The following is a 26,480-nucleotide window of genomic DNA, read 5'->3' as shown; positions in this document are numbered from 1 at the left end:
AGCTATTCCTTGGTTTCTATGCTGCAGTATGCTTAACCTGCAAATTATCGATGAGTCGGGTTGTGCCCAATTTTGCCGCCACAAACAAAACAATATCTTGATTGAATTGATCAATCACGTGTAATTGTGGTGTACGTGCTTCCACATAGTCAACAACCAGACCTGCTGTTGTCAACGTGGTTTTAATATTCTCTAACACTTCTGTTAAATCAGTGCCTTGCTGCAATTCAGCTTCGGCATGTTTTAAACTTTTGAAAATGCTTGGCGCAACTTTACGTTGTTCTTCACTTAAATAGCCATTGCGAGAACTTAATGCCAAACCGTCTTCAGCACGGGCAATCGGCACGCCAATCACTTCCAGTGGAATATTCAAATCTCGCACCAATTGACGAATAACCGCCAACTGCTGAAAGTCTTTCTGTCCAAAGAAGGCATAATTCGGTTGTACAATATTAAATAATTTGGTCACAACAACGGCCACGCCATCAAAATGACCAGGACGTTGTTTACCACACAAATCATTGGTAATTTCTGAGACACTGATATTAGTTAAACGTGGCTGCTTACCATACATTTGCTCGACTGAAGGTGCAAAAATAATGTCACAACCGACATCTGCCAAAAGCTGACTGTCTTGATCTAAAGTACGCGGGTAATTATCAAAATCTTCATTCGGGCCAAATTGAATCGGATTGACAAAGATACTGACCACAACCACATCACAGAGTTTGCGAGCTTCGCGTACAAGGTTCAAATGTCCTTGGTGTAAATTCCCCATGGTCGGAACAAAGCCGATAATTTTTCGCGCAGTACGAGCGGGTTGCAGTGATGCCGCTAAGCCTTGTATCGTCGTTTCAGTTTTCATATTACAGCTCTACTTGAAAAGTATGTTCTTTTGCTGGGAATGATTGATCGAGCACAGCGGCATGATAAGCCTTAAATGCATCTAAAATTGCAGTTTCCCCGGCTTGCTCTTTCATAAAATTACGCACGAATTTGGCTACGCGTCCAAATGTCAAACCGAGCATATCTTGTACAACTAAAACTTGTCCATCTGTTTCGACGCCTGCACCAATACCAATCACTGGAACATGCGGAAAGCGTGCAGTAACTTCCTGACCCAACTGTGCAGGCACGCATTCGAGTAGCAATACCGCAGCACCAGCATCGACAACTGCTTGACAATCTGCAAGCAGCTTATCTGCGGCTTCGCGTGAACGTGCTTGAAGTTTATAACCACCTAAAACATGGACCGATTGAGGGGTCAAGCCCAAATGCACACAGACTGGAATACCATTTCGGGTCAATACTTCTACAGTTTCACTTAACCAAGCACCACCTTCAATTTTGACCATCTGCGCACCCGCTTGCATCACGGTTTTCGCATTCACCAATGCATCATTCAACGTCGCATAAGACATAAATGGTAAGTCAGTCATAATCAACGCATGTTGATTACCACGGCGCACAGCCGCGGTGTGATAAGCCATGTCTTCAACAGTTACTGGTAAAGTTGAATCACGACCTTGTATTGCCATCCCTAAAGAGTCACCAATTAAAATCGTATCGACTTCAGCAAGCTCCATTGCTTTTGCCATGCTCGCATCGTAGCAAGTGAGGCATGAAAACTTACGTCCATCTTGTTTAAATTGTCTTAAGTCACTCAGACTAATCATGAGATGTTCCTCTCTAGAAGTTCCTAGAACATACCTTTGTTATTAAATGTTGGCCCAATGCTGATCAGCCACTTCAGTTAATGTTGTGTGCTGTAATAAATCGAGGCGATCTAATCGGTGTCCCTGAATATGTAAATTTGGATTTAAATCCAATAATGGAATAACCACAAAATCACGTTCTAAAATTCCAACATGTGGGACGGTCAAACGCTCATGTTGAATCTGCTCATCGCCATACAGCAATAAGTCTAGATCTAAAGTCCGCTCCCCCCAACGACGCAGACGTACTCGCCCTGCATCCTGCTCAAATTGCTGCAATTGATCTAGCAAAACCAAAGCAGCCAAGTCCGTTTCCAAACGTGCTACCGCATTAAAGTAATGCGGTTGATCTTGAGGACCCATGGGCGGGCTTTGATACAATTTAGATGTACTCACAGCACCCAATGTTGCTAACTTCTGAACAGCTTCAGTCAAAATTTGGCGTGAATCACCCAAATTACTGCCTAAACCGATATAGCTCACAATCTTCATTGGGTTGGCCCAAATACAACTTGGCTTAAATCACGTTTCACCCGTTTTCTCTTTAAAATAGGATGATCGTGACTCAATTCCGACGCGTCTTGAGTTGAGGTTCTAGAAGTGGTTTCTGTAGTTTTGGCTTTTCGGCTTCGACGACTGCGTGGCTCTTGCTCTTGTACCAAAGGTTCAATCTCAATAGCAACCTTAGTTTCAGCAGGTTCTTCTTGTGCTGCCTTACGACGCGTTTTGGCACGTTGACGATTATACTGACCAATCGCACGTTCTTTTTCGTCGCTAGACATCAGTTGATAAGCATCCCACCAACTACCCATAGATTGAGTCGTGTTGTCGCCTGATTTCTCACGCAACAATAAAAAGTCAAAACCTGCACGGAAACGTGCATGGTTAGACAGTGCTTCAATTTGCTGTGGTTTTGGGTTTAACAAACGTGTTTGCATTTCCCACACTTCACGAATGAAAGTTTCAGCAAAACGCGGAATCACGGTACGTGTCGCTTGACGCTTGAGCACATCTAGTCCCGCTTGAGCACGTGCTTCTGCAGGAACTACACCTTTTTGCAAATAAAAATCGCAACGCTCTAAAAAAGGTTTCCATAACAACACCGCATAAAAAAATGCAGGGTTAATGGTTTTGCCAATTTGAATGCGCTGATCAGTATTTTTGGCCGCACGCTCAATAAATGGTGTAATTTCAGGACGAATCTCTGCAAATAGCTGACGCCAAATGCCAAAATCAATCAACATTGGCAATACTTGGTACAAGTGCCCCATGGTAAATAATTTTTGTGATTCATCATAAAGACGATGCGGTGAGACATCACGCAAAAGTTGTGTACGCTCAGGCGTAAAAATCTCTAGAATTTTTGGATCGATACTGAATTTTAATTTTGCCGAGAAACGTAATGCTCGCAACATTCGTACAGGGTCTTCCTCAAAACGCAATTGAGGATCACCCAATAAACGCAAAGTACGACTTTGGATATCTTCTACAGCATGACAAAAATCGAGCACCACATCTTTACGTGGTTGATAATAAAGTGCGTTGATTGAAAAATCACGACGAGAAAAATCTTGCTCTATCGATCCCCAATTATTATCACGCAGAATCATACCCGCAGCGGAAGTCACTGCTTTTTTTGGTGGTGCCCGAAACGTCGCTACTTCGATCAGTTCACGTCCAGAATAGACATGAGCCAATTCAAAACGACGGCCAATAATACGGCAACGACGGCCGAACACTTCTTTAATTTGTGAGGGTGTGGCATTGGTCACGGCATCATAATCCTTCGGATTAAGACCCAACATTAAGTCGCGAACACCGCCCCCTACGATATAAGCTTCGTAGCCCGCTTTGGTTAGGGCATCAATTACATCAAGAATTGAAGCAGGAAGTTGAGCGGTGGATAAACCACATTTTGACGCGCGCAAAGTTTGCAAAAGACGCTGTCTCCTACGCCTGAACGTAAAATATCTAAGATGGTGCTAATCATATCTCTAACACAATCAAAGGGCAATTTGATTATCTCAACGCATTACTGAATATTGCATAGCAATTCTGCAAAACCAAACGCTAGAGAGTTAATCGATCTTTGTTTTTCTGTAAGAGCTTCGGTCCAATGCCTTTAACCTGCTGTAATTCATCCACAGTTTTGAACTTTCCGTGTTGTTGTCGATATTGTAAAATCGCTTCAGCTTTTTTCTCACCGATACCTGAAAGTTGCTGTAATTGTTCTGATGTTGCACTGTTCAAACGTATTTTATTGCCTGATACCGTATTTAAACTGGGTTTTGAAAGATAATAGCTTCCATCTGTGCGTGATGAACCAAGCCGAGCATCTTGTGCTTGCTGTTTTGCTTTCCAGTTCAAGTATTCTTGATCAAAGTTTTGTGCATTTACATGATCGAATCCAAAAATCGTCAATGTCAACAACACCACCATTCGCAATAATCGAATAGCGTTAAAATTCATCTGCATAAGTTGCCTGTATTTATTATAAAGTCATATGTTTTTCGCCTGCTCCCATAATCGGTCCATTTCAACCAAGGATAATTGCTCTACGCTTTTGTTTTGCAATTGTGCTTGATTTTCAATGTAAGCAAAGCGTGTTCTAAATTTATCAATCGTTCCCAACAGGGCGATTTCATTATTGACGCCTAGTTTACGTCCAACATTAATCAAAGAAAATAAACAGTCACCCAATTCAGCTTGTATTTCGTTTGAATTTTGTTGCTTGATTGCTTGTTGTAATTCAGCGAGTTCTTCTTCTAATTTGGCATAAGCATCTGCCACATTGGCAAAATCGAAACCAATCTGCGCCGCATTTTTTTGGATCTGCTCTGCTTGTTGTAAAGTTGGACCATGCTTAATTTGATCTAAATGAGATTGTGGCTTACCTTGTTTTTCTTGCTGTTTAATTTGCTTCCACAGAGTCGACACTTCTTCTGCGGTCAACTGATTAAACTGTTCAGCCTGAAAAACATGTGGATGACGGCGAATCAGTTTTTCAGTAATCCCTTGTACCACATCCTGAAAATTAAAAGCACCTTGCTCGCTGTACATTTGGGATTGAAAAACCACTTGGAGCAACAAATCGCCCAGTTCTTCTTTAATATGTTGAATATCGCCAGAACGAATTGCAGCCTCAACTTCATAAGCTTCTTCAATCGCATAGGGCGTTAAACTATTAGGCGTTTGCTTTTGATCCCACGGGCATTTTTCACGTAATTCTTGCATGACCGCCAATAGTTGTTCCATTGCTTACTCTCTATTCAACCTTTCTGATGAACCACATATATAAAAAGCCTGCTCTAGGCAGGCTTTTTAATTTACTTAATTGCCTTGAATTAAGCGGCGCGCACTAATGATACCTGGTTGCTGCTCCAATCGTGCCAGCAAACGCGATAATTGTGCCAAACCTTTCACTTCAATCAACAATTTCATATTGGCAATACCATCAGCTTCAGAAATGGTGTTTACCTGACGAATATTGATTTGATCCGAGAAGATCACTTGAGTTAAATCTTTCAACAAACCACGGCGGTCATAAGCTTCGACGACAATCTGTACACTTTGACCGCGTGTAGGCTGCATTTCCCAATCTGCTTCTACAGCACGCTCAGGTTCTTGACCAATCATACGTACGTAGTCAGGACACGCCACTTTATGGATGCTGACGCCACGATTCAGAGTGATATAGCCGCCAATCGATTCACCATGGACTGGCTGACAGCATTGTGCAACATGCAATTCCACATTGTCCAAGCCATCAATCAGAATGCCGTGTGCCGACAAGGTATGGCTGGCACGCGGATTCAAAGCAGGCTTGAGCACCAGCTCAGGTTCATCCTGATCCAGATGCATATGACGATTGACCTGATTCATCAAGGCATGCAGGCTAATATCACCACTCACCAAGTTAATCAGGATGTCATCCCCTGTTTTCACATTAAAGTGATTGCAGTAGTCACTTAAATCGATACTTTTAGGATGAATCGCCAAACGTGATAATTCTTTGTTCAGAATGTCACGACCAATTTCTAGATTCTTACTGCGATCTTGCTGACGGAACCAATGACGCAATTTATCGCGGGCACGTGCAGTTCGGATATACCCCAAAGAATTCACCAACCAGTCACGGTTAGGTTCACGATCTTTCTTGGTTAAAATCTCAACTTGTTCACCTGTTTTTAAGGTGTAAGTGAGCGGTACGTAACGTTGGTTAACACGTGCGGCATAACACTTATTGCCGACTTCAGTGTGTACATGATAAGCAAAATCCAGCACTGTCGAACCACGTGGCAATTCCTTAATATCACCATCACGACTGAACACGTAAATTTTCTCAAAATCCTCAAACTCTTGAATTTGCTCAAAGTTTTCAGAATCTTCATCTTCTTTATGTGCACTCGCATCATTACGCTCTTGGTAATGCTCCAGCACGGCACGCAAAGAGTGCAAACGATGGTTAAAGGAATGATCGGTAGTTTTTGCGCCTTCTTTATAATTAAAGTGCGAACACACACCCAACTCAGCTTCTTCGTGCATATCACGGGTACGGATTTGTACTTCCAGTGATTTGTTTTCAGCAATCACTGCCGTGTGTAAAGAACGATATCCATTGGCTTTTGGATTGGTAATATAGTCATCAAATTGATGCGGAATATGTCGCCAAATTTGATGCACAATGCCCAACGAGTGATAACATTCAGGCACAGATTTTACCAACACCCGTACAGCGCGAATATCATACAACTGATCAAAGCTTAGGTTCTTACTTTTCATCTTCCGATAAATCGAATAGATGTGTTTCACCCGCCCATTAATTTCAGCTTCAATACCATGATCGGCTAACTCATTTTTGAGTTTATCAATCACAAACTGAATATAGTGTTCTCGTTCTAAACGCTTTTCATTCAGTAAGGAAGCAATTTCTTTATAACGTTCTGGTGCTAAATAACGAAAGGCTAAATCTTCCAATTCCCACTTTAACTGCGCAATACCCAAACGGTGTGCCAGTGGAGAATAAATGGTCAAAATTTCTCGTGCGACACGTTCCTGACGCTCACGTGAGGATTTTGCCAGTTCACGTAAAGCATAAGTACGTTCTGCCAGTTTAATCAGTACAACACGAACATCTTCAGTGACGGAAATTAACATCTTGTAGATGCCCGTCAAATGTTCACGCTGATCATTATTAAAATGGTCTTCTAAGCGTTTATTTTGTTCAATTAGCTCAGAAAGTTTACCCATGGACAAGGTACCTTTCACCAAGCTATATACCTGCTCACCAAAATGCTGACGGACAAAATCAATGCTCATGAGTCCTTCACGAACACTGCGGTACAACATTGCAGCGGATAAGGTATCTTCATCGACGTGTAAATGTGCCAAAATATCGGCCATTTCGATCCCTGTGGAAAAGGTGTTCGATCGATGATTAACTGTGGATTCCAACTCTTTTTGCAGAGTCTCTTTTGCAACTTCTTCGAGTTGTTTGAGCGCTGCCCCGTCTAAAATGCTGCGTACTCGATCTAACCATTCAGCTAAATCAAGTTGAGCTTGTTCGGCATGCTCTACAGTCGCTTCCTCAGACAACTCATTGAGTCGTCCAGGCAATTGCTCACGTACTGTGACCATACCCTTCTCCTACGAAATGATCATTCATATTATAAATCGTTTATCTCTTTTTCTTGCTCAAATAAGGCAATTGATTCGACATGTTCAGTATGCGTAAACATATCCATCACACCCGCCTTTTTTAATCGATAGCCATGTTGCGCCAAAACACCTGCATCCCTTGCCAATGTTGCTGGATTACATGATACATAAACGATTTTTTTTGCATTAAATTTAGGAACATAATGCATTACCTCTTCCGCGCCTGAACGTGGAGGGTCTATCAATAATGCATCAAATCCCTGTTTTGCCCAAGAATGATGCGAAAAATCTTTTGTTAAATCTTGTGAAAAGAATTCAATATTGGTCATGGCATTACGACGTGCGTTGTCCTGACCTCGTTGTACCATTTCATCACTTCCTTCAACCGCAATTACCTGTCCTGTTGGTCCAACACAACGTGCAAGGGGTAAAGAAAAGTTGCCAAGTCCACAAAAGAGATCTAAAACACGATCACCTTGTTGCAGTTGAAGCAATTCACATGCCAGCTTGACCATTTGTGGATTAACAGTTGAGTTCACCTGAGTAAAATCTAGGGGACTAAAGCTAAAATTCACATCAAGGTCAGTTAAAGCATAATGTAAACGCATTTCAGCCTGTGCTTGATCCACACGCTGTAAACTTTCTGGGCCTGCGGGCTGCAAATACAACTGCCATTGTTTCTGTAACGTAAACTGTTTTAATTGGTTGACATCATGGTCCGATAATTTTTCTGTATGGCGGATCAGTAAGGCAATATCCTGATCCCCCATCGCCAATTCTATATGCCCAATCGCCGCTTTGGCTGTTAGACTTTGGAGTAACTGTTTTAAGCGCGTGATTGAACCAAAAGCCTGATCAAGCACTAAACAACGATCGATTGACGTTAATTTATTACTTTGCTTTTCACGAAACCCGACAATCAGTTGATCACGTTGCGGGAAATAGCGTACACCAATACGGGCTTTACGGCGGTAATCTTCTCGTAAAGAGCGAATAGGTGCTAACCATTGTTCTGGTTGCAAGCCTGCAAAGTGCTGTAAATGTGATTTCAACACATCTTGTTTAAAGCGAATTTGCTCATCTTTTTCAATATGCTGCAAGCTACATCCCCCACAGACATGAAAATGCGGGCAGGCTGGCTTCACTCTTAACGTTGATGGCGTACCCAATACCTCCACGCAATCGGCTTCTTCTAAGCGCTTATTACTATGGGTAATTCTGGCACGTACCGTTTCGCCAGGTAATGCCTGAGCAATAAAGACTTTCTTGCCGTGCTTTTCGATAGGGTGTGTGGCATCCGTACCATAATGGGCAATCCCTCGTCCCTCATGCGAAAGAGTCTCAACCTGAAAAGTATAAATTGGTTGCTGACTTGGACGGGTATGCTTGCGATGCTTCATGAAAACCTAGTTTAAATGGTGAAAATCGGATGCTGTAAATTCTGTCTGCTGTGACGTTTCTCGCCAAATTTTCAGAAAATCAGTATGTTGTGGATGAGCCTGTAACAACTGAATACTCGCCTGTATCCAAGCTTGATGCTCTTGTAGCTGTAATTGACCTTTCAATAACAACCAACGTAAATAAATCAGCCATGTATTTAATACATCGCCCTCACAATAGCCAGTTAAATCCTGCCATTGTTGTAACCGAACATATTCGGGCACATGATAACCACCATCACCACGCTTTCCAGGAAAGCCAAATAAATGTGCGACATCATCCAGTTTCTGGAAATGGCGCAAATTAAACATCGCCATAACATCCATTAAATCGACATGACGATGATGATAACGGTTCTGGTAGTTATTATACTTCTTCTGATGATCAATCTCACCCTGATCGAACAAACTTGATGCCGACAAACCATGATACATGGCACGGAACAAAATCACAGGAAGATCAAACTGCGAACCATTCCAACTGACCAAGGTTGGATGCTTCTTATCAAAAATAGAGAGAAACTTCTTTAAAATTTCGGCTTCAGAATACTGTTCTCGACTAAATGAAAACAGTTTCATTGCACCTAATTCATCGATCCATAAACCCGAAATACAGACAATTTCATGTAAAGGTAAACGCTGAAAATCCATGCCTGTTTCTTGACGACGCAGCTTGGTCAGCGCTTGTTCCAAGTCCGCTTCGGGTAAATTCAGACCATAAAGATGTGCGCCTGACTTCAAGTCCGTCATGGTTTCAATATCAAAAACAAGAACAGGTAAGCGCATGTCAACTCTCAATGGTCAATTTAAAATTATTCAGGATCTTGTACCGAGAACAAACCTGTCGATAAATAACGGTCGCCACGATCACAAATAATGCAGACAATCACTGCATCTGGGTTTTCTTCTGCAATACGTAATGATGCCCACACCGCACCACCTGATGATGTACCCGCACTGATGCCTTCTTTTTGTGCCAGTTTACGCATGGTTTTTTCCGCTTCAATTTGCGGAATATCCATAATACGATCAACGCGGCTACGGTCAAAAATAGTCGGTAAATATTCTTGTGGCCAACGACGAATTCCCGCAATGCTCGAACCATCTTCAGGCTGTAAACCCACGATTTGAATCTCAGGATTTTGTTCTTTCAGGTATTTCGACACGCCCATAATGGTGCCTGTCGTACCCATTGAGCTAACAAAATGGGTAATTTTCCCACTGGTTTGCTGCCAGATTTCTGGACCCGTGGTCAGGTAATGTGCTTCCACATTGTCTGGATTACCAAACTGATTCAGCACCAAGCCCTTACCTTCAGCTTGCATTTGTAACGCCAAGTCGCGCGCACCTTCCATCCCTTGCTGCTGAGTCACTTCAATCAACTCTGCACCATAGGCACGCATAGCATCTTTACGTTCTTGACTCATGTTATTAGGCATAATCAATTTCATATGATAGCCACGCATCGCTGCAACCATAGCAAGCGCAATACCCGTATTGCCACTGGTCGCTTCAATCAAGGTATCCCCCGGTCGAATTTGCCCACGCTTTTCTGCCTGCATAATCATGTTATAGGCTGGACGGTCTTTGACTGAACCCGCAGGGTTGTTGCCTTCTAATTTTGCTAAAACCGTGGCTTGCGTGTGACTTGCCAGACGCTGTAAACGCACCAATGGTGTTTTTCCTACATAGTGGTCTAACAAAAATTCATCAGCTTGGAAATCGGGGATTATGTTACTCATTATGTGCACCTTGATCGAGGTGCGGGTATTGTATGAAAAAATAGGGGGGCCTGCACTCATTTCGCAGGGTTTTTCATGAAAGTGATTAAAGCTCAGTCAGTTTCAATTAAAGCATGTTAATATGCTGGGCATAGGGAATTTATTACATTTGCCATGCCGAATATCAACAAAAAGTTATTTAAACGCTTACACTTAAATCATGCCTATGGGCAGCTAATTGCCATGATTTTTGTCCCAATTATGATTTTGGCTTGTGTAGGCACGGCATTGGTTTTATCTGAAACATCGAATGCAGCAAAAGCGCAACAGCGCCAAATGGCGATTGCGATTTTAACCCGTTACCAAAGCACCGCAGAATCAGCACTCGACTTGCTCAATCGCTACCCTTGGCACTATGACCAAGCACAAAATGCGATGCAATATATGTTCAATGAAAAACTGCTGAATCAAGCCACTATTATTGACCATACTGGTGCTGCGCGACTCAATATTGGTGGTGATGCACATTCAACTTGGCCCAAATACCCAAAAGATAAAAACTTTTTTGGACCAATTAAACTAAATGGCAATCATGTCTATGGCATGCAAATTAATGAATCTTCCAATCAAAAAGGTTGGCTCTTGATTGAACTGGACAATCAACCCTTACAAATTGCACGCTATCGTGTCTTAATTGTGTTGGTCGCAACAGGGCTTTTAACCCTATTATTGCTACTGTTGTGTTTAAACTTCTATTCACGTCGTTGGATTGCACCCATGTATGAAATTCGGATGCAGTTACAACGTCTGAATGCCGACACACTCGATCAACACATGATCATTAACAGCACAGGCGAACTTCGTCTCCTCCAACGTGATATTGCCAATGTGGTAAAACGACTCCATTTCAGCTTTCTCGAATTAAAAGAACATACTGAACAGACTGAAGATGACTTAAGACGTACCCTCGACACCTTAGAAGTACAAAACATTACTTACCGTCAAGCGCGTGACCAAGCGATTTCAGCGAACCAAGCCAAGTCGGTTTTCTTAGCCAATATCAGTCATGAATTAAGAACGCCTTTAAACAGTATTGATGGTTTTATTCATTTGCTGTTGCGTCAGGGCAATTTAAGTAACGAGCAAAATTTATACCTACAGACGATTCGCAAATCTTCTGCTCATTTGTTGGCATTAATTAATGATGTTTTAGATTTTTCTAAAATTGATGCAGGTAAACTGGAACTGGAAACAGCGCCATTTGATCTTGAAGAAGCTATTTTTGATGTCATGGACATGTTATCGCCATTGGCAGCGCAAAAGCATATTGATATGGCGTTCTACTATGGCGATGACGTACCTAAACAAGTGATTGGTGATACCTTACGCTTTAAACAAATTCTGACCAATCTGATTTCGAATGCCATTAAGTTTACCCCTGATGGCGAAATCATTGTTCGAGTACGCATGAAACATGATGATATCGGGCAATGCTTACTACACTTTAGTGTCCAAGACAGTGGTATTGGCTTAAGTGGTACAGACCGCAAACGTTTATTTGAATCGTTCTCACAAGGTGATGCTTCAGTCACACGTCAATTTGGCGGAACAGGATTAGGACTTGCCATTTCCAAACAGTTGGTGCATTTGATGCAAGGTCAAATTGGTTTTGAAGACAACCAAGAACGAGCACCAACCGAAAAAGGTTCAACCTTCTGGTTTACCGCCATGTTTGCTGTCGATGAAGAATATGAAATTGTTCATCCACAATTCGAACATATGAAAGTGGTGTCTTATTTGGCGCATCCTGCCGCTGCACATGTGCTGCGCCACTATCTCGAAAACTATCAAGTCGAGCATATTGAAACCGCATCGATTCTGGATTTATTTAGTCGCTTGAATCAACTTCAGTCGCAACAAGAAAATACTTGGCTGATTGTGGATCATAGTGGCGACACTCAAGCCATGCTTAAAGAAATCCGTAGTCGCTATACGGGTAGCCTTGCCGTTTATGGTTACCAAATGGCACTCGATCCGAATATGCTGAATGAATATCGTGCACGCCCACTGTATCAACCTCTAAGTCGAAATGCGCTGATTCAATTACTGAGCAATCAGTCCATGTTCCAATCTGAACAACATGAAAACTTTGATGGTCAAGGCTTGCATATTTTAGCTGTCGATGACCATTTACCCAACTTAATTGTCCTAGAAGCCTTACTGGCCGAACTAAACGTCACCACCACCAAAGCGCAAAGCGGTCAGGAAGCCATTGATATTATTCAATCGCGTCTGGAACAAAAACTAAAACCCTTTGATTTGGTCTTTATGGACATTCAAATGCCTGTTATGTCTGGCATTGATACCACACGAGCCATTCGTGCACTGGAGTCTACTTTAGAAGAAGAAACACATCTGCCCATAATTGCACTGACTGCACATGCTTTGGCAGACGAAAAACAAAAACTATTAAAAGTCGGTATGGATGACTATGTAACCAAGCCGATTCAAATTGAACAAATCATTCAAATTTTGACGCATTGGACCAGTAAAAGCTTCGACAAAGCAGCTATCGTGGAAAAAAATATCGTCATTGAAGCACTTGATCCGCAAATTCTAAACTGGCAACAAAGCTTACAACTGGCAGCCAATAAAGAAGATCTGGCAATCGATCTTTTAAAAATGTTAGTCGACAGTTTCCAGACCGAACTTGATGAAATGCAACAACTGATTGAGTTAGAAGATTTCCCTCAGCTTGAGCATGTTTTACATCGCTTGTACGGCGCTACACGCTACGTGGGCACACCTAATTTACAAGAATCATCAGGGGCCTTTGAACAATTTATATCGACACTACGTAAAGAAAAGCGACGTGCCGACGAACAGTTTATTCAAGAAACACTTCAACGCTTTGATGATCTAAAACTCATCATGCAACAAGTGAAACAAGCAGCACAGTCGATTTTAAATAAACACGTGCAATAATGTTCGGAAAAAAAGATGTGACTGAGCTGTCATGCAACTGCGTTAGGTGCATGTTATGCTCCGAAACAAAGCAAAATTAGAGTATCCAACATGGCTTTATTACGTGTAGAAAAACAAAACGGAATCGCGACAGTCAGTTTAAACCGCCCAGAGAAGCGCAATGCCATGAGCTTTGCCTTACTGAATGAACTGGTCAAAGTTGCCAATCAACTCAAAAAAGACCGCAGCATTCGTTGTGTTATTTTAACAGGTGAAGCTCATGTATTTAGCGCAGGAATTGATCTTGCCGATTTAAATAATCCCAAGAACCGTGCTTATGCCGCATGGGAATTGGTCAAACCTGGACAAAGCCTCTTTCAGAAAGCCTTTCTCATTTGGCAAGAACTGCCTGTGCCTGTCATTGCAGCATTAGAAGGTTTTTGCTTTGGGGCGGGTATGCAATTGGCTTTGGCTGCGGATATTCGTATTGCTCATCCTGACACGCAAATGTCAATTATGGAAAGCCGTTGGGGGTTGGTGCCTGACATGGGCTTAAGCCGTTCACTCAAAGGGGTAATTGGCTTAGATTTAGCCAAAGAGTTGACCCTCACTGCTCGTATTTTCGATGCCAACTATGCCAAAACTATTGGTTTAGTCACGCATTTGTCTGAAAGTCCGTTACAACAAGCGCAAGCCCTTGCAGAAGAAATGCTGCAACGCTCCCCAGATGCCTTGGCTGCAGCCAAGCAAGTATTGGATGCAATGGAGCATCAACCACGTAAATCTTTACGTTTAGAAAAAATTTGGCAACTGAAACTTTTATTAGGCAAAAACAGCCAACTGGCGCGTAAAAAAGATAAACAACCTGAAATTCAATTTGTTCCACGTCAGTTTCAATGAAGTTTAGGCAACATACATAAGCTATAGAGAGATTCCTATGAGTTTTGATCGTAATACAAAAATTGCATTTCTAGGTATGGGACTCATGGGGAGCCGTATGGCCACCCGATTGCTTCAAGCTGGATTTGAAGTGGCTGTATGGAACAGAACTGCTGCTGCCTGCGATGTGCTCATTGATTTAGGTGCAACTGCGCTAAAACTAGAAAACATTGCAGACTATCCCGTCATCTTAACCTGTCTTTCGGATGATTCGGCTGCACAACAGGTGATTGAAAAAATTCAGCCCTTCTGGACTGCCAATCAAGTGGTTGTGGATTTCTCTAGCTTATCTGTGGATAAAACCAAAACACTGGCGTTATTAGCACAACAAGATAACGTACATTGGATTGACTCACCTGTTTCTGGCGGAACAGCGGGTGCCGAACAAGGCACACTGGTCATTTTTGCAGGGGGCGATGCCGAAATCATTCAAAACTTAAGTCTGATTTATAATGTACTTTCACAACGCGTCACACGTATGGGAGAAACAGGAACAGGACAAGCCACCAAAATTTGCAACCAATTAATTGTAGCCGCCAGTAGCACCTTAATAGCAGAAGCAGTTGCCTTAGCACGTCAAGCGGGTGTCGATACCACACTACTTGCTCCAGCATTGGCAGGTGGATTTGCCGACTCAAAACCTTTTCAAATTTTAACACCAAGAATGGCCAATCATCAGTTTGAACCTGTACAATGGAAGGTGCAGACTTTATCAAAAGATTTAAATAATGCTGTGCAGTTGGCTAAAAAATTTCAATTAGATATTCCAGTTGCAAAAAAAGCATTATCGGAATTGCAGGCACACCAGAATAAAGGCTATGCTGAATCAGATTTAGCCACTGTAATTCAACATGTTGAAACAGAATAATAATGCAGGAGCAAGCTCATGACTAAACTCGCAGTGAATCTTTCCATGATCTTTACTGAAGTGCCACTCATCGAACGTTTTGCACTGGCTTATGCTCATGGCTTTAAGCATATTGAAATTCAATTCCCTTATGAGCTCAGTATTGCTGAAATTCAAAATCAACTGACCCAGCACGATTTAAGTTTATGCCTCATTAATGTGCCTGCTGGAGACCTTATGCAAGGCGGTAATGGTTTGGCTGGTATTCCAGGCAGAGAACAAGAATTTCACCAAGCCTTAGAATTAGCAATTCAATATGCCGTTGCGTTAAAAGTACCAAGTGTCAACATTTTAGCGGGTAAACAACCGCTCGATTGTGACTTATTACCCTGCCTAAATACTTTAGCCAAAAACTTAAAACTCGCTTGCTTTATGCTGGCAGAACATCATATTCAACCTGTGTTTGAAATGATTAATGGCACAGATATGCCACGCTTCCTCATTCAAAATGTTGCGCAAGCTCAGGAAATTTTGGAAGCTGTTCAGCATCCCGCACTCAAAATGCAATACGATTGTTATCACATGGCAATGATGGGCGAAGATGTACTGGCTGAATTGAAAGAAAATATTTTAGAAATTGGGCATATTCAATTTGCAGATTGTCCTGGGCGACATGAACCTGACACCGCACAAATTCACTTTAAAGAAATTTTTGACTGGTTAAGTCACAGTGATTATGCAGGTTTTATCGCGGCAGAATATCGACCACAAGCCCACTCGAACCATTCATTTGCGTGGAAAAACAAGTACTTTGCTGAGCATCCACAAAGTTAAAAAACAGACAATTGAAATTTGGTGATAAAACCGCTATATTAGATGATGAGTTATTGTCAGGAATTATGACCCTTTATGAATTTAGAACCATCGCCCAGCGCTTCTAATTCTCTCGATCTCGCAATGAATTCTCAAGCTCAAGATGTACAAGCTTGCTTAAAAGTTGTACATGAAGCTCTATTAGATGTAAAAGCAAAAGATATTATCGAACTTGATGTTAGTAGCATTAGCAATGTCGCCGATGCGATTGTAATTGCAAGTGGTACATCAACTCGTCATGTGAAAGCACTCGCGGACAATGTGGCTGAAGAAGCACGCAAAGCTGGCTTCCGTCCTATCGGTGTCGAAGGCGAGCGTGATGCAGAATGGATTTTAATTGACCTTGGACTTGTCGTGGTTCATGTCATGTTGCCAACTGCGCGTAAATTTTACGACTTAGAAAGTTTATGGCGTACAGCTCCAGAATCTGTAGCATAAGAAAAATGACCAACTCGGTCTACAAAAGCCAGTTAATCTTGGAATTAACTGGCTTTTTTGTTATCTAAATTTAAGTCAACTGCTTAAATTAGTTGATGTAAATCAACATCCATAAATTGTTGTTTAATTTGTTCTTTTGCACGTGCCAAAACAAAGTCAGCTTTGGTCGGTCCATAAAACTCACAATAAACTTCGTAAATTGCAGTAATCACCTGCGAATAACTCATAATCGGCAAGTCTCTAATAAACTCAACGTCATGTATTGCAGCTTGTTCTACTACAGCATACCCAAGATCAGTTAGTCGCTGTTTCACATCCTGATCAAAGTCTGCCAAATCTACTTGTACTACACCTTTGACCACATATCCCACAAATTGCGCAAAGGCATCACTCAATTGTCCTGAAACCAAAGCCTCTTGTTTTTCCGGAGGTTTGACTTGAAGTAAAACCTGTTTTTCGACTTCGGCAATTTCGAATAAAACCTGACGCAACATATCTTTACGGTAAAAACGCAGTTCGTCCGTATTACACACTTCGCTTAAAAAGCGATTGAGTACAAAAGAAGGCTTATCTCCATATTCCTGCTCCCAATAGCTCAGAACGCGTTCCAAAGCGATTCCCTTCAAATATTGGCTTAAACCACGCTCAATCGCTGTTCTTTTTTGTCCTATGGTGAGTAATTCATTTGGCATGCTCAGCACTCCTTAATGACGTTTAGTCATACCATCAGTTTCAAAAGTTACATCGCGTTGAAACTCAGGATAAGATAATTCTGCGTGTTCGGTATAGTCTAGGCCACGCTGCTCATGCTGCTTACTAACACGCAAGCTACCCAATACTTTTTCAAGTAGTTTAAACACTACAAATGCCAGCCCAAAACCCCAAACGAAACCAGCAATGACACCTAAAAATTGAATTGAAATAATTTGCGAATTAAATGGGCTGGCTTCATAAAATAAACCTGCTGCGATAGTTCCCCATGCTCCACAAAAGCCATGTACCGTCACGGCATCTACCACATCATCCAACTTCAACTTTTCAATCAAAACTGGCACAACACTCACCACCAGACCCGCAGCCAAACCCGTCACAATTGCAAACAATGGCGTCATTGTTGCGCAACCTGCTGTAATCGCAACCAAGCCCCCCAAAGATGCATTAATGGTGGTACGGATAAGAATCGCTTTTCCACGTAGCAATGCATAGAACATATAAGCAACGGCGGCTGCACATGCGGCCAAGTGCGTATTCAAGGCAATTCGCCCAATACTCACGGTCGCATTGACCGTCGAAGCTGCATTAAAGCCAAACCATGCCAACCATAAAATAAAACCGCCCAATGCCACTAACGGTACATTATGTCCCGCCAAATAATGTGACTGTCCATTACGACCAAAGCGTCCTAAGCGTGGACCTAAAACGACAATCCCAGCCAAAGCCACCCAACCGCCAATCGAATGCACCACGGTTGAACCTGCGAAGTCGATAAAACCCAATGACTTTAACCAGCCCTCACCTTCAAACAGACTGCCCCATGCCCAACTGCCAAACACTGGGTAAATTAGCCCACTTACAAATGCTGCACTCACTACATAGGCAACAAAGTGAATTCGTTCTGCCATGGCACCGCTAGCAATGGTGGTTGCGGTTGCCGCAAACATCATTTGGAAGAACAATAAGTTCCAATGCCAATCATCCAAATGATTGGGAGCAAAATGACTGGTACCAAACCATCCTGTAGGATTTATGCCAAACATTAAGCCAAAGCCAAGTAACCAGAAAATCAAGCCTCCTAAGCATGTATCCATGTAGTTTTTCATCAGGACATTAACCGTATTTTTGCCACGTACAGAACCACTTTCCACCAAAGCAAAACCAGCTTGCATAAAAAACACCAAGATCCCGCCCATCACTACCCAAACACTGTCGAGCGAGAGTCGAATTTCTTGGATATTTTGTGCTGGCGTGGCTACAGCATCAGCAGCAAAGCCTGTTGTTGTAACACCCCATAAACTTAGTAAAAGTAGATAAATTATTTTTTTCATGAACATCCCCCGAAGTCTGTTCACAAAAATGCAAAATCAGTGCCAAATACAACACATATTTTTTATCAAGTGCTGAACCAACCGAACTGCATAACCGTGCTTTTATCTTACTTAGCCATATACAGCTTTATTCTCTATTCTGGTTACTGTTCAAATCGATACGGGAAACAGGCATAAAAAAAACCACCCCAAAGGGTGGTTTTTATTTAAGATAACCAGCGTGGACGATTAAAATTTATAGCGCACATTAAAATTGACCTGACGCTCATCTCCCACGGTCACAACATTGTTACTTAGACCACCAGCATAATATTCCTTATCAAAGATGTTTTTCGCATTCACACTGGCTTGCCACGTTCCAGCATCATAGCCCATCTCCGCATCAAATAAAGCATAGCCTGGAAGAGTATAATCGTATGGCTCTAGACTAGCAGATTTATACTTAATTTTATCTAATGATGTTCCACAACTCAGTTGCTAACTCATTAGGTTCTCTCATCCAACGCCATTCAGACTCCTTCAGATGGTAGTCAAAATAATCTTTTGAGATACCATTGAACTTGGATAATCTTCGTTTACAGAAACTCCAAAATGATTCTATTCCATTTATGTGACATTGTCCTCTAGCAAACTCATTTGCTCCGTGATTTACCCTGAAATGCTTTGAATAACCAACATCAACTAGACCATTATAGCCTCGCCATCCATCACTATAAATGACACTTTCTAGTGCCACCTTACCTAAGATAACCTTTTGTAAAGTCTTCATTTTACAGTCAGGAACGATTTCAGTATAAACACGCCCATCCCGTTCAAATATTCCAAATACGGGTTGTTTTAAAGTGCCACGACCACGTTTTAACTTCCCATGAAAACCACGTTGTCGTTTAGCGCCAAAATAGCTTTCATCCACTTCAATAGAACCTACAAATTTAGTTCTTAAATCTGTTTGATGATCATAAATAGCTTCCCTAAAAAGCATGTACCAATAGTTGATCGTATTACGATTTAAATTGAGTAATAATGCAGTTTTAGAAGCGGGTATATCAATGCAAAAGCATTGAATGATTTTTTTAATCTTGTAGTGGCTTAATTTACTGTTTTTAATCATGATTACAGACCAACATAACTAGTCTGCTAGTCTAGAGCCTTCGTATTTATAACTGCTCTTTTTCGATTCGCTACGTACCCCAGCTCCGATAAACCAACCTTGTAATGCACCCTGATTAAATTCATATCGCGTATTTAGGTTAAACATTTGCTCAGAAACATTGTTTAAGCGTTTCCCTTCATAACTACTGATTTCGTTATCAACAATACGTGCAGTCGGTAAATAGCTATAGTTAGCATTCACCACCCAATTTGGTAAGATCCGTACAGCGAGCTCAGTCTCAATACCCTGAGTATTCTCTTCACCCGTCTGATATTTATCTCCATTAGCATCGCTCGACACCACATTAAAACGGGTCAAATCAAACCATGCCAAACTGGCTTGTAAGCGCTGATCTAAAGTCTGAAACTTAAGGCCCACTTCATATTGTTTGGCTTTTTCAGGGTCAAATACATTCCCATTCACATCTACATCAGTCACGGGTAAAAATGAAGTAGAATAGCTCACATATGGCGAAACCCAGTCATTATAGGTATATAAACCTGCAATACTGCCCGAAAATGCCTGACTACTTTTACTGCTCTCATTGTCATTGTAATTACTTTTAGCATCGATGGATGCCCAATCATGACGCAAACCGAGATTGATATTCAACCGATCCGTCATATCCACTTGATCTTTTAAATATACCCCCATGGTTTTTAACGTCGTTTCGACGCTGTCACTACGTAAGGTCTTGGTGGCACACCAGTCCTGATTGGTATAACGAGGTGCATAAATATTTAAAGCTGTGATCGTACAGTTATAGTTCCAGATATCACGGGTATCATGCATGCCATCTAAACCCAACATAATGTGATGCTGCATATTGCCCAGTTCGACTGTTTTGGCAATATTATTATCAATACTGAAATTTATATCATCATAATGCTGATCGCGCCCCTGACGGGTGATGGTGCTACTGTTCGCTGTAGATTTACTAATAAACACTGCTTGCCCATCTAAACGAGAATTTTGTACCGCAAAATTCTGTTTAAACGTCCAACCATCATCAAAGATATGTTTCAGGTTATAACCAATACGCATGCTGTCAGAAAGATATGGATCGACACTTGGCTCACCAATAAATAAATGCCGGCTCACCTGCCCGTTGCTATTTGGCAAAATACTGCCATAGACAGGTAAGCCCTGTTGGCGAACATATTCTTTATGGTTATAACTCGCAATCACCGACAAATCAGTCTGATCGCCCAAGTCGAAATTATACGAAGGCGAGATATAAAAGTTTTTAAAATACACATGATCCGTTGCATCATCTTGATCTGAATAGTTAGCATTTAAACGCCATGCCGCTTTATCCGAACCTTCAATGGTATGGTTGGTATCTACCCCAATTTGGCGCAAATTATGACTGCCGTAGCGCAAGTCCAACTGATTAAAATCATCCTGTACAGGACGTTTAGTCACCAAATTCACAATCCCACCTGGCGCGGTTTGCCCAAAATCCATTGAATCTGGACCTTTCACCACCTCAATCCGCTCTAGACCTGTAATATTGCTCGGTGAATCCGAGGCTTGTGCCTGACGTAAACCATCGACATAAATTGCATCGGATGACAATTGCCCACGAATAATAAAATCATCTGCACCACGGCGACCCAATGGAGCTGAAATGACCCCAGCCACACCTTGAATGGCATCGGTCAAGTTCATGGCTTGTTTTTTTTCAATTTGTTCTTTGGTAACCACCGAAACCGATTTTGCTGTTTTAAATAAAGGCTGCTCCGACTTTAAACTTTGCGTAGTGGTAGGCACATCACCATCAGCTTTTGGATTTTCAGCCGTTAAAGTAATCGTTGGGAGTAAATTATCTTCTGCAAAAGTGGGTTGAATTACAGATAAAATTGCCAATGCCAAACTGCTTGGCATAAACCCCAAGAGAGTATTTTTTTTCATAAAATCTTAAAAATAGAAGAGTAAAAGAATATTCAAAAATATTAAACTTATTAATAATCTTTCTCAATAAAAATTAGAAAAAATAACAACTCAGCAATAACTTTATGAAAATATTAATGAAAGCCCTATTTGAAATAGTAAAATCCAGATCGTAATTATCAAAACTGCTCAACTAACATCTTTCACAAAACAGAATTAAAATTAATGATTTAAATAAATAATGTAGTAAAAATTAATAATTTTAATTAAATGTAGCACAACTAAAATGCAGCTTATTCTTTTATTCCTAAAAAAGGACAATTCGAAAAATTGAGTATCTATTATGTTTAAACTGTTAAAAATACCAAAACAACTCCCACATCGTAGAGCAATGAATCCAGCATTGAGAGCTATCCCATGCCGAGATAACTCTCAATGAGATCTACCTAGACGGATCCAAACGCACTGAGAATTTTGAACCTATACTGTTCTCATCAGATCAATCAAGGATAACAATACACCCTACTTGGAGAGTGCAGCGATCATCAATGGTGCTGCTTGTTCATCCACTAAAGCAGGCACTATCTGCATACAAAGTAGGTCATTCCATTCTAACACCCATTGCTGGATCAACTCAGCATCATTTGCCTCAATAATTGCAACACCAGAGAGCTGTGCAATGGCATGCCATCGACCCAACATTTTTATGCCCGCAGGTGCTGTTCCTCCTGTTTTCAAAAATCGCTCCATTGCGGCATTACGATTTTCAGGGCGAATACTATAATTCACTATAAATAACATAAGTCACCTCTCGCACTTGATTGGCACACCTAACTTGATCACATGAGAGAATATACAAACAGATAAATTCACATGCGTTATACTGCCGATAAATCTCTACGCAGTTACATCAGACCATCAAACCTCTTCGTCATTTAAATCACTTACCTTTACATTTTGATCGTTTTTTAATCAACTTTAAAGAACACCAGTACCTAAAATTATTCAAACAAATATTACAAACAAAAGGCTTTAAACATTTCACTTAGTCCATAGAAGTAGTAGAGGATGCACTCAATACTCCCTCATTCATTCCTGCCAAAAAAATTAATATAAAAAGCTTACCCTATGAAGACTGAATTTCAGGCGTAAAAAAACCACCCTAAAGGATGGTTTTAATCTCCCTAAATCCCTCTTTATAAAAGAGGGACTCGAGACTTTCATTTAGTGTCCGCCACCATTAATGGCTTTGGTCATATCTTCAACCACTTTCTTCGCATCACCGAAGACCATCATGGTTTTTTCATTGTAGAACAAATCATTGTCTAAGCCCGCGTAACCTGTCGCCATAGAGCGTTTGATCACCATAATCGTACGTGCTTTGTGAGCTTCAAGAATCGGCATACCATAAATCGGCGAGCTTGGATCATCTTTCGCTGCTGGGTTAACTACGTCGTTCGCACCGATTACTAATACCACATCAGTTGCTGGGAAGTCTGAGTTGATTTCATCCATTTCCAAGATGTCTTCATACGCCACATCTGCTTCTGCCAACAGTACGTTCATGTGACCAGGCATACGACCTGCAACTGGGTGAATCGCGAAGCGAACTTTTACGCCCTGCTCTTTCAAGATTTCACACAATTCTTTTACCGCATTCTGCGCACGACCTTGCGCCATACCATAACCCGGTACAATCACCACGCTGTCGGCATTTGACATCAAGAAGCCTGCGTCATCTGCCGAACCAGAACGATGGTTACGTTGAACTTGCTCACCTTTATCTGCTGATGCAACTGCTGCACCACCCATCGCACCACCAAACAATACGTTGATGATTGAACGGTTCATCGCTTTACACATGATGTAAGACAGAATCGCACCAGAAGAACCAACCAATGAACCTGCAACGATCAACATATTATTTTCAAGCGTAAAACCAATACCTGCTGCTGCCCAACCAGAGAAAGAGTTCAATAGCGAAACCACAACTGGCATATCACCACCACCGACTGGTGCAATCCACACCCAACCGAATGCAAGTGCAAGTGCTGTCATCGCCCAGAATGCAGCCATGTTACCCGTCGTAAAGAAGTAGATACCACACGCCAACATTGCAATGAAAATGAGTGCCTGTACAGGTTTAACCCATGCCCCAGAAATGGTTTTTGCCCACTTTTTCGCAGCCAACTTACCATATGCAAATACTGATGCGGTAAATGTGATCGCACCCACAAAACAACCCACGAACAATTCAAATAAATGAACTTTGCTCATGTGGGCATGTTGCACACCCGCAGCCGTTAAAGCAGATTCATTTTCAGCAAACAATGCTGTTAATTGGTTGTTATGCAAAATTGCAGCAATCGCAATCAATACCGCCGCCAGACCCACCAATGAGTGCATTAATGCCACTGTTTCTGGCATTTGTGTCATTGGAACGGTACGTGCACGAGCAATACCTACGACTGCACCGAGTACCATCGCACCACCAATCATCCAAATCACAGGATGGTCGGCCACGAAGAAGGTGGTCACAACAGCAATCGCCATTGCGATCATGCCATAACGGTTACCTTGAATTGCTGTTTTTGGACCAGACAAACCACGTAAAGTTAAAATGAAGAGGACAGCACCAATCAGGTAGAACCAATCCGCATAGTCTCGAATAAATTCCATATATTAGCCCTCTTTTTTCTTTTGCTTTGGCTTAAACATTTCAAGCATACGTGCGGTTACTGCGAAGCCACCGAAAATATTGATACTTGCCAAGAACACAGCAATTGCACCAAGAATGCTCACAACATTTACACTTTGGAATGCAACATTCGCATCAACACCAATTGCAGGAATCCCCACAGTTTGAATCATTGCACCCACCACGATGATCGATGACAAAGCATTGGTTACAGCCATAAGCGGAGTATGTAATGCTGGTGTTACGCCCCATACCACGTAATAACCTACGAAGATGGCAAGGACAAAAATAGTAATTGTTTCAACCATGAAAAATCTCCTTACGCACGCTTCAACAGCACTTGGCTGCCATGAGTGACCAATAGGGCTTTTTGAATTTCATCTTCTTGATTTAAGACAAAGTTTTTATCTTTATCAAACAATGTTTCGACAAAATTGAAAACGTTACGTGCATAAAGTGCTGAAGCTTCAGTCGACACCGTAGATGGAATATTTGGGACACCCAAAATTTTCACACCATTTTCAGTCATCACTGTCTCACCAACTTTAGAACCTTCAACGTTACCGCCAGTTTCAACTGCCATATCTAAAATGACAGAGCCTGGTTTCATTTTGGCAACGGTTTCAGCACGAATAAGACGCGGTGCATCACGACCAGGTAAAAGCGCAGTGGTAATCACGATATCGGCATTAGAAACCGCTTTATCGACAATCGCAGCTTGGTCTTTAATGTATTGCTCACCCGGCATCCAACCATAACCATTCTTGGCAGCATCTGCAGCTTTTTGCTTTTCTTCATCAGACATAGGTACGTCTAACCACTTGCCGCCTAAAGATTCTACTTGGTCTTTCGCTGTTGGGCGCAAATCGGTCGCTTCCACAACCGCACCTAAGCGTTTTGCAGTTGCAATCGCTTGTAAACCCGCAACCCCTACACCCATGATCACGATACGAGCTGGTTTAACCGTACCCGCAGCGGTCATTAACATTGGGAACATACGTTGATATTCTGCCGCCGCCAAAAGTACAGATTTATAACCTGCAAGGTTGGCTTGAGAAGACAATACATCCATGTTTTGCGCACGAGATAAAGTACGAGGCAATAATTCCAATGCAAATGCAGACACGTTTTGCGATGCAAATTGATCTAGTTCGGTATTGCGGTAAGGGTCAAACATTGCAACTACAGTGGTGTTTGGCTCTAACTTTTGAATTTCCTCACCTTTAGGAGCGCGAACTTTCAAAATCATCTGACTGCCCACATAGGCATCATCTGTAATCTTAGCACCGACTTGTTCATAAGCACTGTCAATATAAGCAGCCTTTACACCAGCGCCACGTTGAATGACCACACTATGACCAGCGTTGATCAATTTCTTTACTGTCTCTGGCGTAGCAGCTACACGATTTTCACCGACGACAGTTTCGGTAGGGATTCCGATCTGCATGAGCGTTCCTCAAGCTAAATTTCTCTAGTAAACACCGTTAGAAACGATGTTCCCTCTGGATGTGTTCTTGTTGAATTTTGGATTCTAATTGAACTTTTTTAAATTACCACCCAATATTTATTTAATAAATACCCTCATTTTGAACTGATGATTCATAAAAATAATTATTCGATATATCATTCTTCGGTTTTGCCCAGCATATTGTAAAACCGAGTCTGTGTTCAATTGGCTCGTGTTTTATTTCATGGGTCAGAATCTTGTTTGTTTTTTTAAAAGCATAAGCGTTAGACCACAACAAGTGGTTTTTCTGACAAAATTTCCTGTTCATCCCCTGTGAAGAAAATCGTCCTGAGACTATACAAATTTCAGGTATTTTTAAGTTTTTCTCTGCAAAATTGACTGAGATGACAATTTGGTCAATCTCGAACCTTTTTAATGGTATAAATTCTAAGCAGAAATTTTCAAATTTTGTCTCCTCATTAGACTCTCTATAAATGCAGCTTTCCCTTTGTGCTTTCTCATTCTTAATATAAATATGAAATATGACCAAAGTCGGATAATGCAGAAAATTTAATTCAAAAAAACTTTTCAAATCATTTAATCTGATGATGCAATATGTTTCATTCGACATATTTTGCACTATTTTAGGT

Annotated in this window: 25 protein-coding genes; 5 read left to right on the top strand and 20 right to left on the bottom strand. The window is 41.5% G+C overall.

The features are described from left to right. Positions 1–16: 16 nt before the first annotated feature. The 10 genes from panC to cysM form a co-directional block, all read right to left on the bottom strand. The gene (gene panC, locus C3F34_RS09700; RefSeq protein ID WP_104441475.1) at positions 17–865 is read right to left on the bottom strand and encodes a pantoate--beta-alanine ligase; all 849 of its coding nucleotides are present in this window, start codon (positions 863–865) and stop codon (positions 17–19) included. 1 nt (position 866) lies between these two features. Continuing rightward, positions 867–1,676 carry a 3-methyl-2-oxobutanoate hydroxymethyltransferase gene (panB, locus tag C3F34_RS09695; RefSeq protein ID WP_044738966.1) on the bottom strand — a complete coding sequence of 270 codons (810 nt, stop codon included), beginning with the start codon at positions 1,674–1,676 and terminating at the stop codon, positions 867–869. Between the two features lie 42 nt (positions 1,677–1,718). Next, positions 1,719–2,207: a 2-amino-4-hydroxy-6-hydroxymethyldihydropteridine diphosphokinase gene (folK, locus tag C3F34_RS09690; RefSeq protein ID WP_044738967.1), complete on the bottom strand. Its 489-nt coding sequence runs from the start codon at positions 2,205–2,207 to the stop codon at positions 1,719–1,721. After that, positions 2,204–3,652 (bottom strand): polynucleotide adenylyltransferase PcnB, encoded by a 1,449-nt coding sequence (pcnB, locus tag C3F34_RS09685; RefSeq protein WP_044738968.1) that lies wholly within the window; start codon positions 3,650–3,652, stop codon positions 2,204–2,206. Before pcnB ends, folK begins: the two co-directional genes overlap by 4 nt. A gap of 133 nt (positions 3,653–3,785) precedes the next feature. Continuing rightward, entirely contained in the window at positions 3,786–4,184 is a 399-nt protein-coding gene (locus C3F34_RS09680; RefSeq protein WP_104442329.1) for a ComEA family DNA-binding protein, read from the bottom strand. 30 nt (positions 4,185–4,214) lie between these two features. Continuing rightward, the gene (gene mazG, locus C3F34_RS09675; protein ID WP_044738970.1) at positions 4,215–4,970 is read right to left on the bottom strand and encodes a nucleoside triphosphate pyrophosphohydrolase; all 756 of its coding nucleotides are present in this window, start codon (positions 4,968–4,970) and stop codon (positions 4,215–4,217) included. Between the two features lie 75 nt (positions 4,971–5,045). Then, complete coding sequence (locus C3F34_RS09670; RefSeq protein WP_044738971.1) at positions 5,046–7,352, bottom strand: RelA/SpoT family protein; 2,307 nt, start codon at positions 7,350–7,352, stop codon at positions 5,046–5,048. A 29-nt stretch (positions 7,353–7,381) separates the two neighbouring features. Further along, entirely contained in the window at positions 7,382–8,773 is a 1,392-nt protein-coding gene (gene rlmD / locus C3F34_RS09665; protein WP_044738972.1) for a 23S rRNA (uracil(1939)-C(5))-methyltransferase RlmD, read from the bottom strand. A 6-nt stretch (positions 8,774–8,779) separates the two neighbouring features. Next, entirely contained in the window at positions 8,780–9,598 is an 819-nt protein-coding gene (locus C3F34_RS09660) for a 3'-5' exonuclease (protein WP_104441474.1), read from the bottom strand. 26 nt (positions 9,599–9,624) lie between these two features. Further along, positions 9,625–10,554 (bottom strand): cysteine synthase CysM, encoded by a 930-nt coding sequence (gene cysM, locus C3F34_RS09655; RefSeq protein ID WP_044738974.1) that lies wholly within the window; start codon positions 10,552–10,554, stop codon positions 9,625–9,627. 153 nt (positions 10,555–10,707) lie between these two features. Here cysM and C3F34_RS09650 point away from each other — a divergent pair, with 153 nt between their 5' ends. The 5 genes from C3F34_RS09650 to rsfS all read left to right on the top strand — a co-directional run bounded on the left by C3F34_RS09650 (position 10,708) and on the right by rsfS (position 16,594). After that, on the top strand, positions 10,708–13,518 hold the full coding sequence (locus C3F34_RS09650; protein WP_104441473.1) for an ATP-binding protein: 2,811 nt from the start codon (positions 10,708–10,710) through the stop codon (positions 13,516–13,518). A gap of 90 nt (positions 13,519–13,608) precedes the next feature. After that, positions 13,609–14,397, top strand: a complete 789-nt coding sequence (locus C3F34_RS09645) for a crotonase/enoyl-CoA hydratase family protein (protein WP_104441472.1) — start codon at positions 13,609–13,611, stop codon at positions 14,395–14,397. A gap of 37 nt (positions 14,398–14,434) precedes the next feature. Continuing rightward, positions 14,435–15,304, top strand: coding sequence for an NAD(P)-dependent oxidoreductase (locus C3F34_RS09640; RefSeq protein ID WP_104441471.1), 870 nt, complete (start codon positions 14,435–14,437; stop codon positions 15,302–15,304). Between the two features lie 18 nt (positions 15,305–15,322). Continuing rightward, on the top strand, positions 15,323–16,117 hold the full coding sequence (locus tag C3F34_RS09635) for a hydroxypyruvate isomerase family protein (RefSeq protein WP_044738977.1): 795 nt from the start codon (positions 15,323–15,325) through the stop codon (positions 16,115–16,117). A 75-nt stretch (positions 16,118–16,192) separates the two neighbouring features. Then, positions 16,193–16,594: a ribosome silencing factor gene (rsfS, locus tag C3F34_RS09630; protein ID WP_016166152.1), complete on the top strand. Its 402-nt coding sequence runs from the start codon at positions 16,193–16,195 to the stop codon at positions 16,592–16,594. A gap of 83 nt (positions 16,595–16,677) precedes the next feature. On the opposite strand, the gene C3F34_RS09625 is transcribed toward rsfS, so the two are convergent. From C3F34_RS09625 to C3F34_RS20270, 10 genes are all read right to left on the bottom strand, one after another. Beyond that, positions 16,678–17,286 carry a hypothetical protein gene (locus C3F34_RS09625; RefSeq protein ID WP_104441470.1) on the bottom strand — a complete coding sequence of 203 codons (609 nt, stop codon included), beginning with the start codon at positions 17,284–17,286 and terminating at the stop codon, positions 16,678–16,680. Between the two features lie 12 nt (positions 17,287–17,298). Continuing rightward, positions 17,299–18,639, bottom strand: a complete 1,341-nt coding sequence (locus C3F34_RS09620; RefSeq protein WP_104441469.1) for an ammonium transporter — start codon at positions 18,637–18,639, stop codon at positions 17,299–17,301. 228 nt (positions 18,640–18,867) lie between these two features. Beyond that, entirely contained in the window at positions 18,868–19,014 is a 147-nt protein-coding gene (locus C3F34_RS20275; RefSeq protein WP_158654346.1) for a hypothetical protein, read from the bottom strand. Positions 19,015–19,087: 73 nt separating this feature from the next. Beyond that, on the bottom strand, positions 19,088–19,750 hold the full coding sequence (locus C3F34_RS09615) for an IS1595 family transposase (protein WP_104440784.1): 663 nt from the start codon (positions 19,748–19,750) through the stop codon (positions 19,088–19,090). 18 nt (positions 19,751–19,768) lie between these two features. After that, positions 19,769–21,706 (bottom strand): TonB-dependent siderophore receptor, encoded by a 1,938-nt coding sequence (locus C3F34_RS09610; RefSeq protein ID WP_104441468.1) that lies wholly within the window; start codon positions 21,704–21,706, stop codon positions 19,769–19,771. 501 nt (positions 21,707–22,207) lie between these two features. After that, positions 22,208–22,486: a DUF3303 domain-containing protein gene (locus tag C3F34_RS09605; RefSeq protein WP_044738980.1), complete on the bottom strand. Its 279-nt coding sequence runs from the start codon at positions 22,484–22,486 to the stop codon at positions 22,208–22,210. Between the two features lie 423 nt (positions 22,487–22,909). After that, on the bottom strand, positions 22,910–24,364 hold the full coding sequence (locus C3F34_RS09600) for an NAD(P)(+) transhydrogenase (Re/Si-specific) subunit beta (RefSeq protein ID WP_044738981.1): 1,455 nt from the start codon (positions 24,362–24,364) through the stop codon (positions 22,910–22,912). A 3-nt stretch (positions 24,365–24,367) separates the two neighbouring features. Next, positions 24,368–24,691 (bottom strand): proton-translocating transhydrogenase family protein, encoded by a 324-nt coding sequence (locus C3F34_RS09595; protein ID WP_004692331.1) that lies wholly within the window; start codon positions 24,689–24,691, stop codon positions 24,368–24,370. Positions 24,692–24,702: 11 nt separating this feature from the next. Continuing rightward, positions 24,703–25,830, bottom strand: coding sequence for a Re/Si-specific NAD(P)(+) transhydrogenase subunit alpha (locus C3F34_RS09590; protein ID WP_016166158.1), 1,128 nt, complete (start codon positions 25,828–25,830; stop codon positions 24,703–24,705). Between the two features lie 121 nt (positions 25,831–25,951). Further along, on the bottom strand, positions 25,952–26,461 hold the full coding sequence (locus C3F34_RS20270; RefSeq protein ID WP_158654345.1) for a hypothetical protein: 510 nt from the start codon (positions 26,459–26,461) through the stop codon (positions 25,952–25,954). Positions 26,462–26,480: the final 19 nt, after the last annotated feature.

The sequence above is a fragment of the Acinetobacter sp. ACNIH2 genome (assembly GCF_002934965.1).
Taxonomy (GTDB): Bacteria; Pseudomonadota; Gammaproteobacteria; order Pseudomonadales; family Moraxellaceae; genus Acinetobacter; species Acinetobacter tandoii.
Note: the sequence above shows the minus strand (reverse complement) of the source record. Positions and strands in the feature narration are given on the sequence as shown.

Excerpts from the sequence above, each read along its gene's own strand:
- panC (WP_104441475.1), bottom strand. The coding sequence starts at position 865 with ATGAAAACTGAAACGACGATACAAGGCTTAGCGGCATCACTGCAACCC.
- panB (WP_044738966.1), bottom strand. The coding sequence starts at position 1,676 with ATGATTAGTCTGAGTGACTTAAGACAATTTAAACAAGATGGACGTAAG.
- folK (WP_044738967.1), bottom strand. The coding sequence starts at position 2,207 with ATGAAGATTGTGAGCTATATCGGTTTAGGCAGTAATTTGGGTGATTCA.
- C3F34_RS09680 (WP_104442329.1), bottom strand. The coding sequence starts at position 4,184 with ATGAATTTTAACGCTATTCGATTATTGCGAATGGTGGTGTTGTTGACA.
- mazG (WP_044738970.1), bottom strand. The coding sequence starts at position 4,970 with ATGGAACAACTATTGGCGGTCATGCAAGAATTACGTGAAAAATGCCCG.
- C3F34_RS09670 (WP_044738971.1), bottom strand. The coding sequence starts at position 7,352 with ATGGTCACAGTACGTGAGCAATTGCCTGGACGACTCAATGAGTTGTCT.
- rlmD (WP_044738972.1), bottom strand. The coding sequence starts at position 8,773 with ATGAAGCATCGCAAGCATACCCGTCCAAGTCAGCAACCAATTTATACT.
- C3F34_RS09660 (WP_104441474.1), bottom strand. The coding sequence starts at position 9,598 with ATGCGCTTACCTGTTCTTGTTTTTGATATTGAAACCATGACGGACTTG.
- cysM (WP_044738974.1), bottom strand. The coding sequence starts at position 10,554 with ATGAGTAACATAATCCCCGATTTCCAAGCTGATGAATTTTTGTTAGAC.
- C3F34_RS09650 (WP_104441473.1), top strand. The coding sequence starts at position 10,708 with ATGCCGAATATCAACAAAAAGTTATTTAAACGCTTACACTTAAATCAT.
- C3F34_RS09645 (WP_104441472.1), top strand. The coding sequence starts at position 13,609 with ATGGCTTTATTACGTGTAGAAAAACAAAACGGAATCGCGACAGTCAGT.
- C3F34_RS09640 (WP_104441471.1), top strand. The coding sequence starts at position 14,435 with ATGAGTTTTGATCGTAATACAAAAATTGCATTTCTAGGTATGGGACTC.
- C3F34_RS09635 (WP_044738977.1), top strand. The coding sequence starts at position 15,323 with ATGACTAAACTCGCAGTGAATCTTTCCATGATCTTTACTGAAGTGCCA.
- rsfS (WP_016166152.1), top strand. The coding sequence starts at position 16,193 with ATGAATTTAGAACCATCGCCCAGCGCTTCTAATTCTCTCGATCTCGCA.
- C3F34_RS09625 (WP_104441470.1), bottom strand. The coding sequence starts at position 17,286 with ATGCCAAATGAATTACTCACCATAGGACAAAAAAGAACAGCGATTGAG.
- C3F34_RS09620 (WP_104441469.1), bottom strand. The coding sequence starts at position 18,639 with ATGAAAAAAATAATTTATCTACTTTTACTAAGTTTATGGGGTGTTACA.
- C3F34_RS20275 (WP_158654346.1), bottom strand. The coding sequence starts at position 19,014 with ATGGGCTATGATGCTGGAACGTGGCAAGCCAGTGTGAATGCGAAAAAC.
- C3F34_RS09615 (WP_104440784.1), bottom strand. The coding sequence starts at position 19,750 with ATGATTAAAAACAGTAAATTAAGCCACTACAAGATTAAAAAAATCATT.
- C3F34_RS09610 (WP_104441468.1), bottom strand. The coding sequence starts at position 21,706 with ATGAAAAAAAATACTCTCTTGGGGTTTATGCCAAGCAGTTTGGCATTG.
- C3F34_RS09605 (WP_044738980.1), bottom strand. The coding sequence starts at position 22,486 with ATGTTATTTATAGTGAATTATAGTATTCGCCCTGAAAATCGTAATGCC.
- C3F34_RS09600 (WP_044738981.1), bottom strand. The coding sequence starts at position 24,364 with ATGGAATTTATTCGAGACTATGCGGATTGGTTCTACCTGATTGGTGCT.
- C3F34_RS09595 (WP_004692331.1), bottom strand. The coding sequence starts at position 24,691 with ATGGTTGAAACAATTACTATTTTTGTCCTTGCCATCTTCGTAGGTTAT.
- C3F34_RS09590 (WP_016166158.1), bottom strand. The coding sequence starts at position 25,830 with ATGCAGATCGGAATCCCTACCGAAACTGTCGTCGGTGAAAATCGTGTA.
- C3F34_RS20270 (WP_158654345.1), bottom strand. The coding sequence starts at position 26,461 with ATGTCGAATGAAACATATTGCATCATCAGATTAAATGATTTGAAAAGT.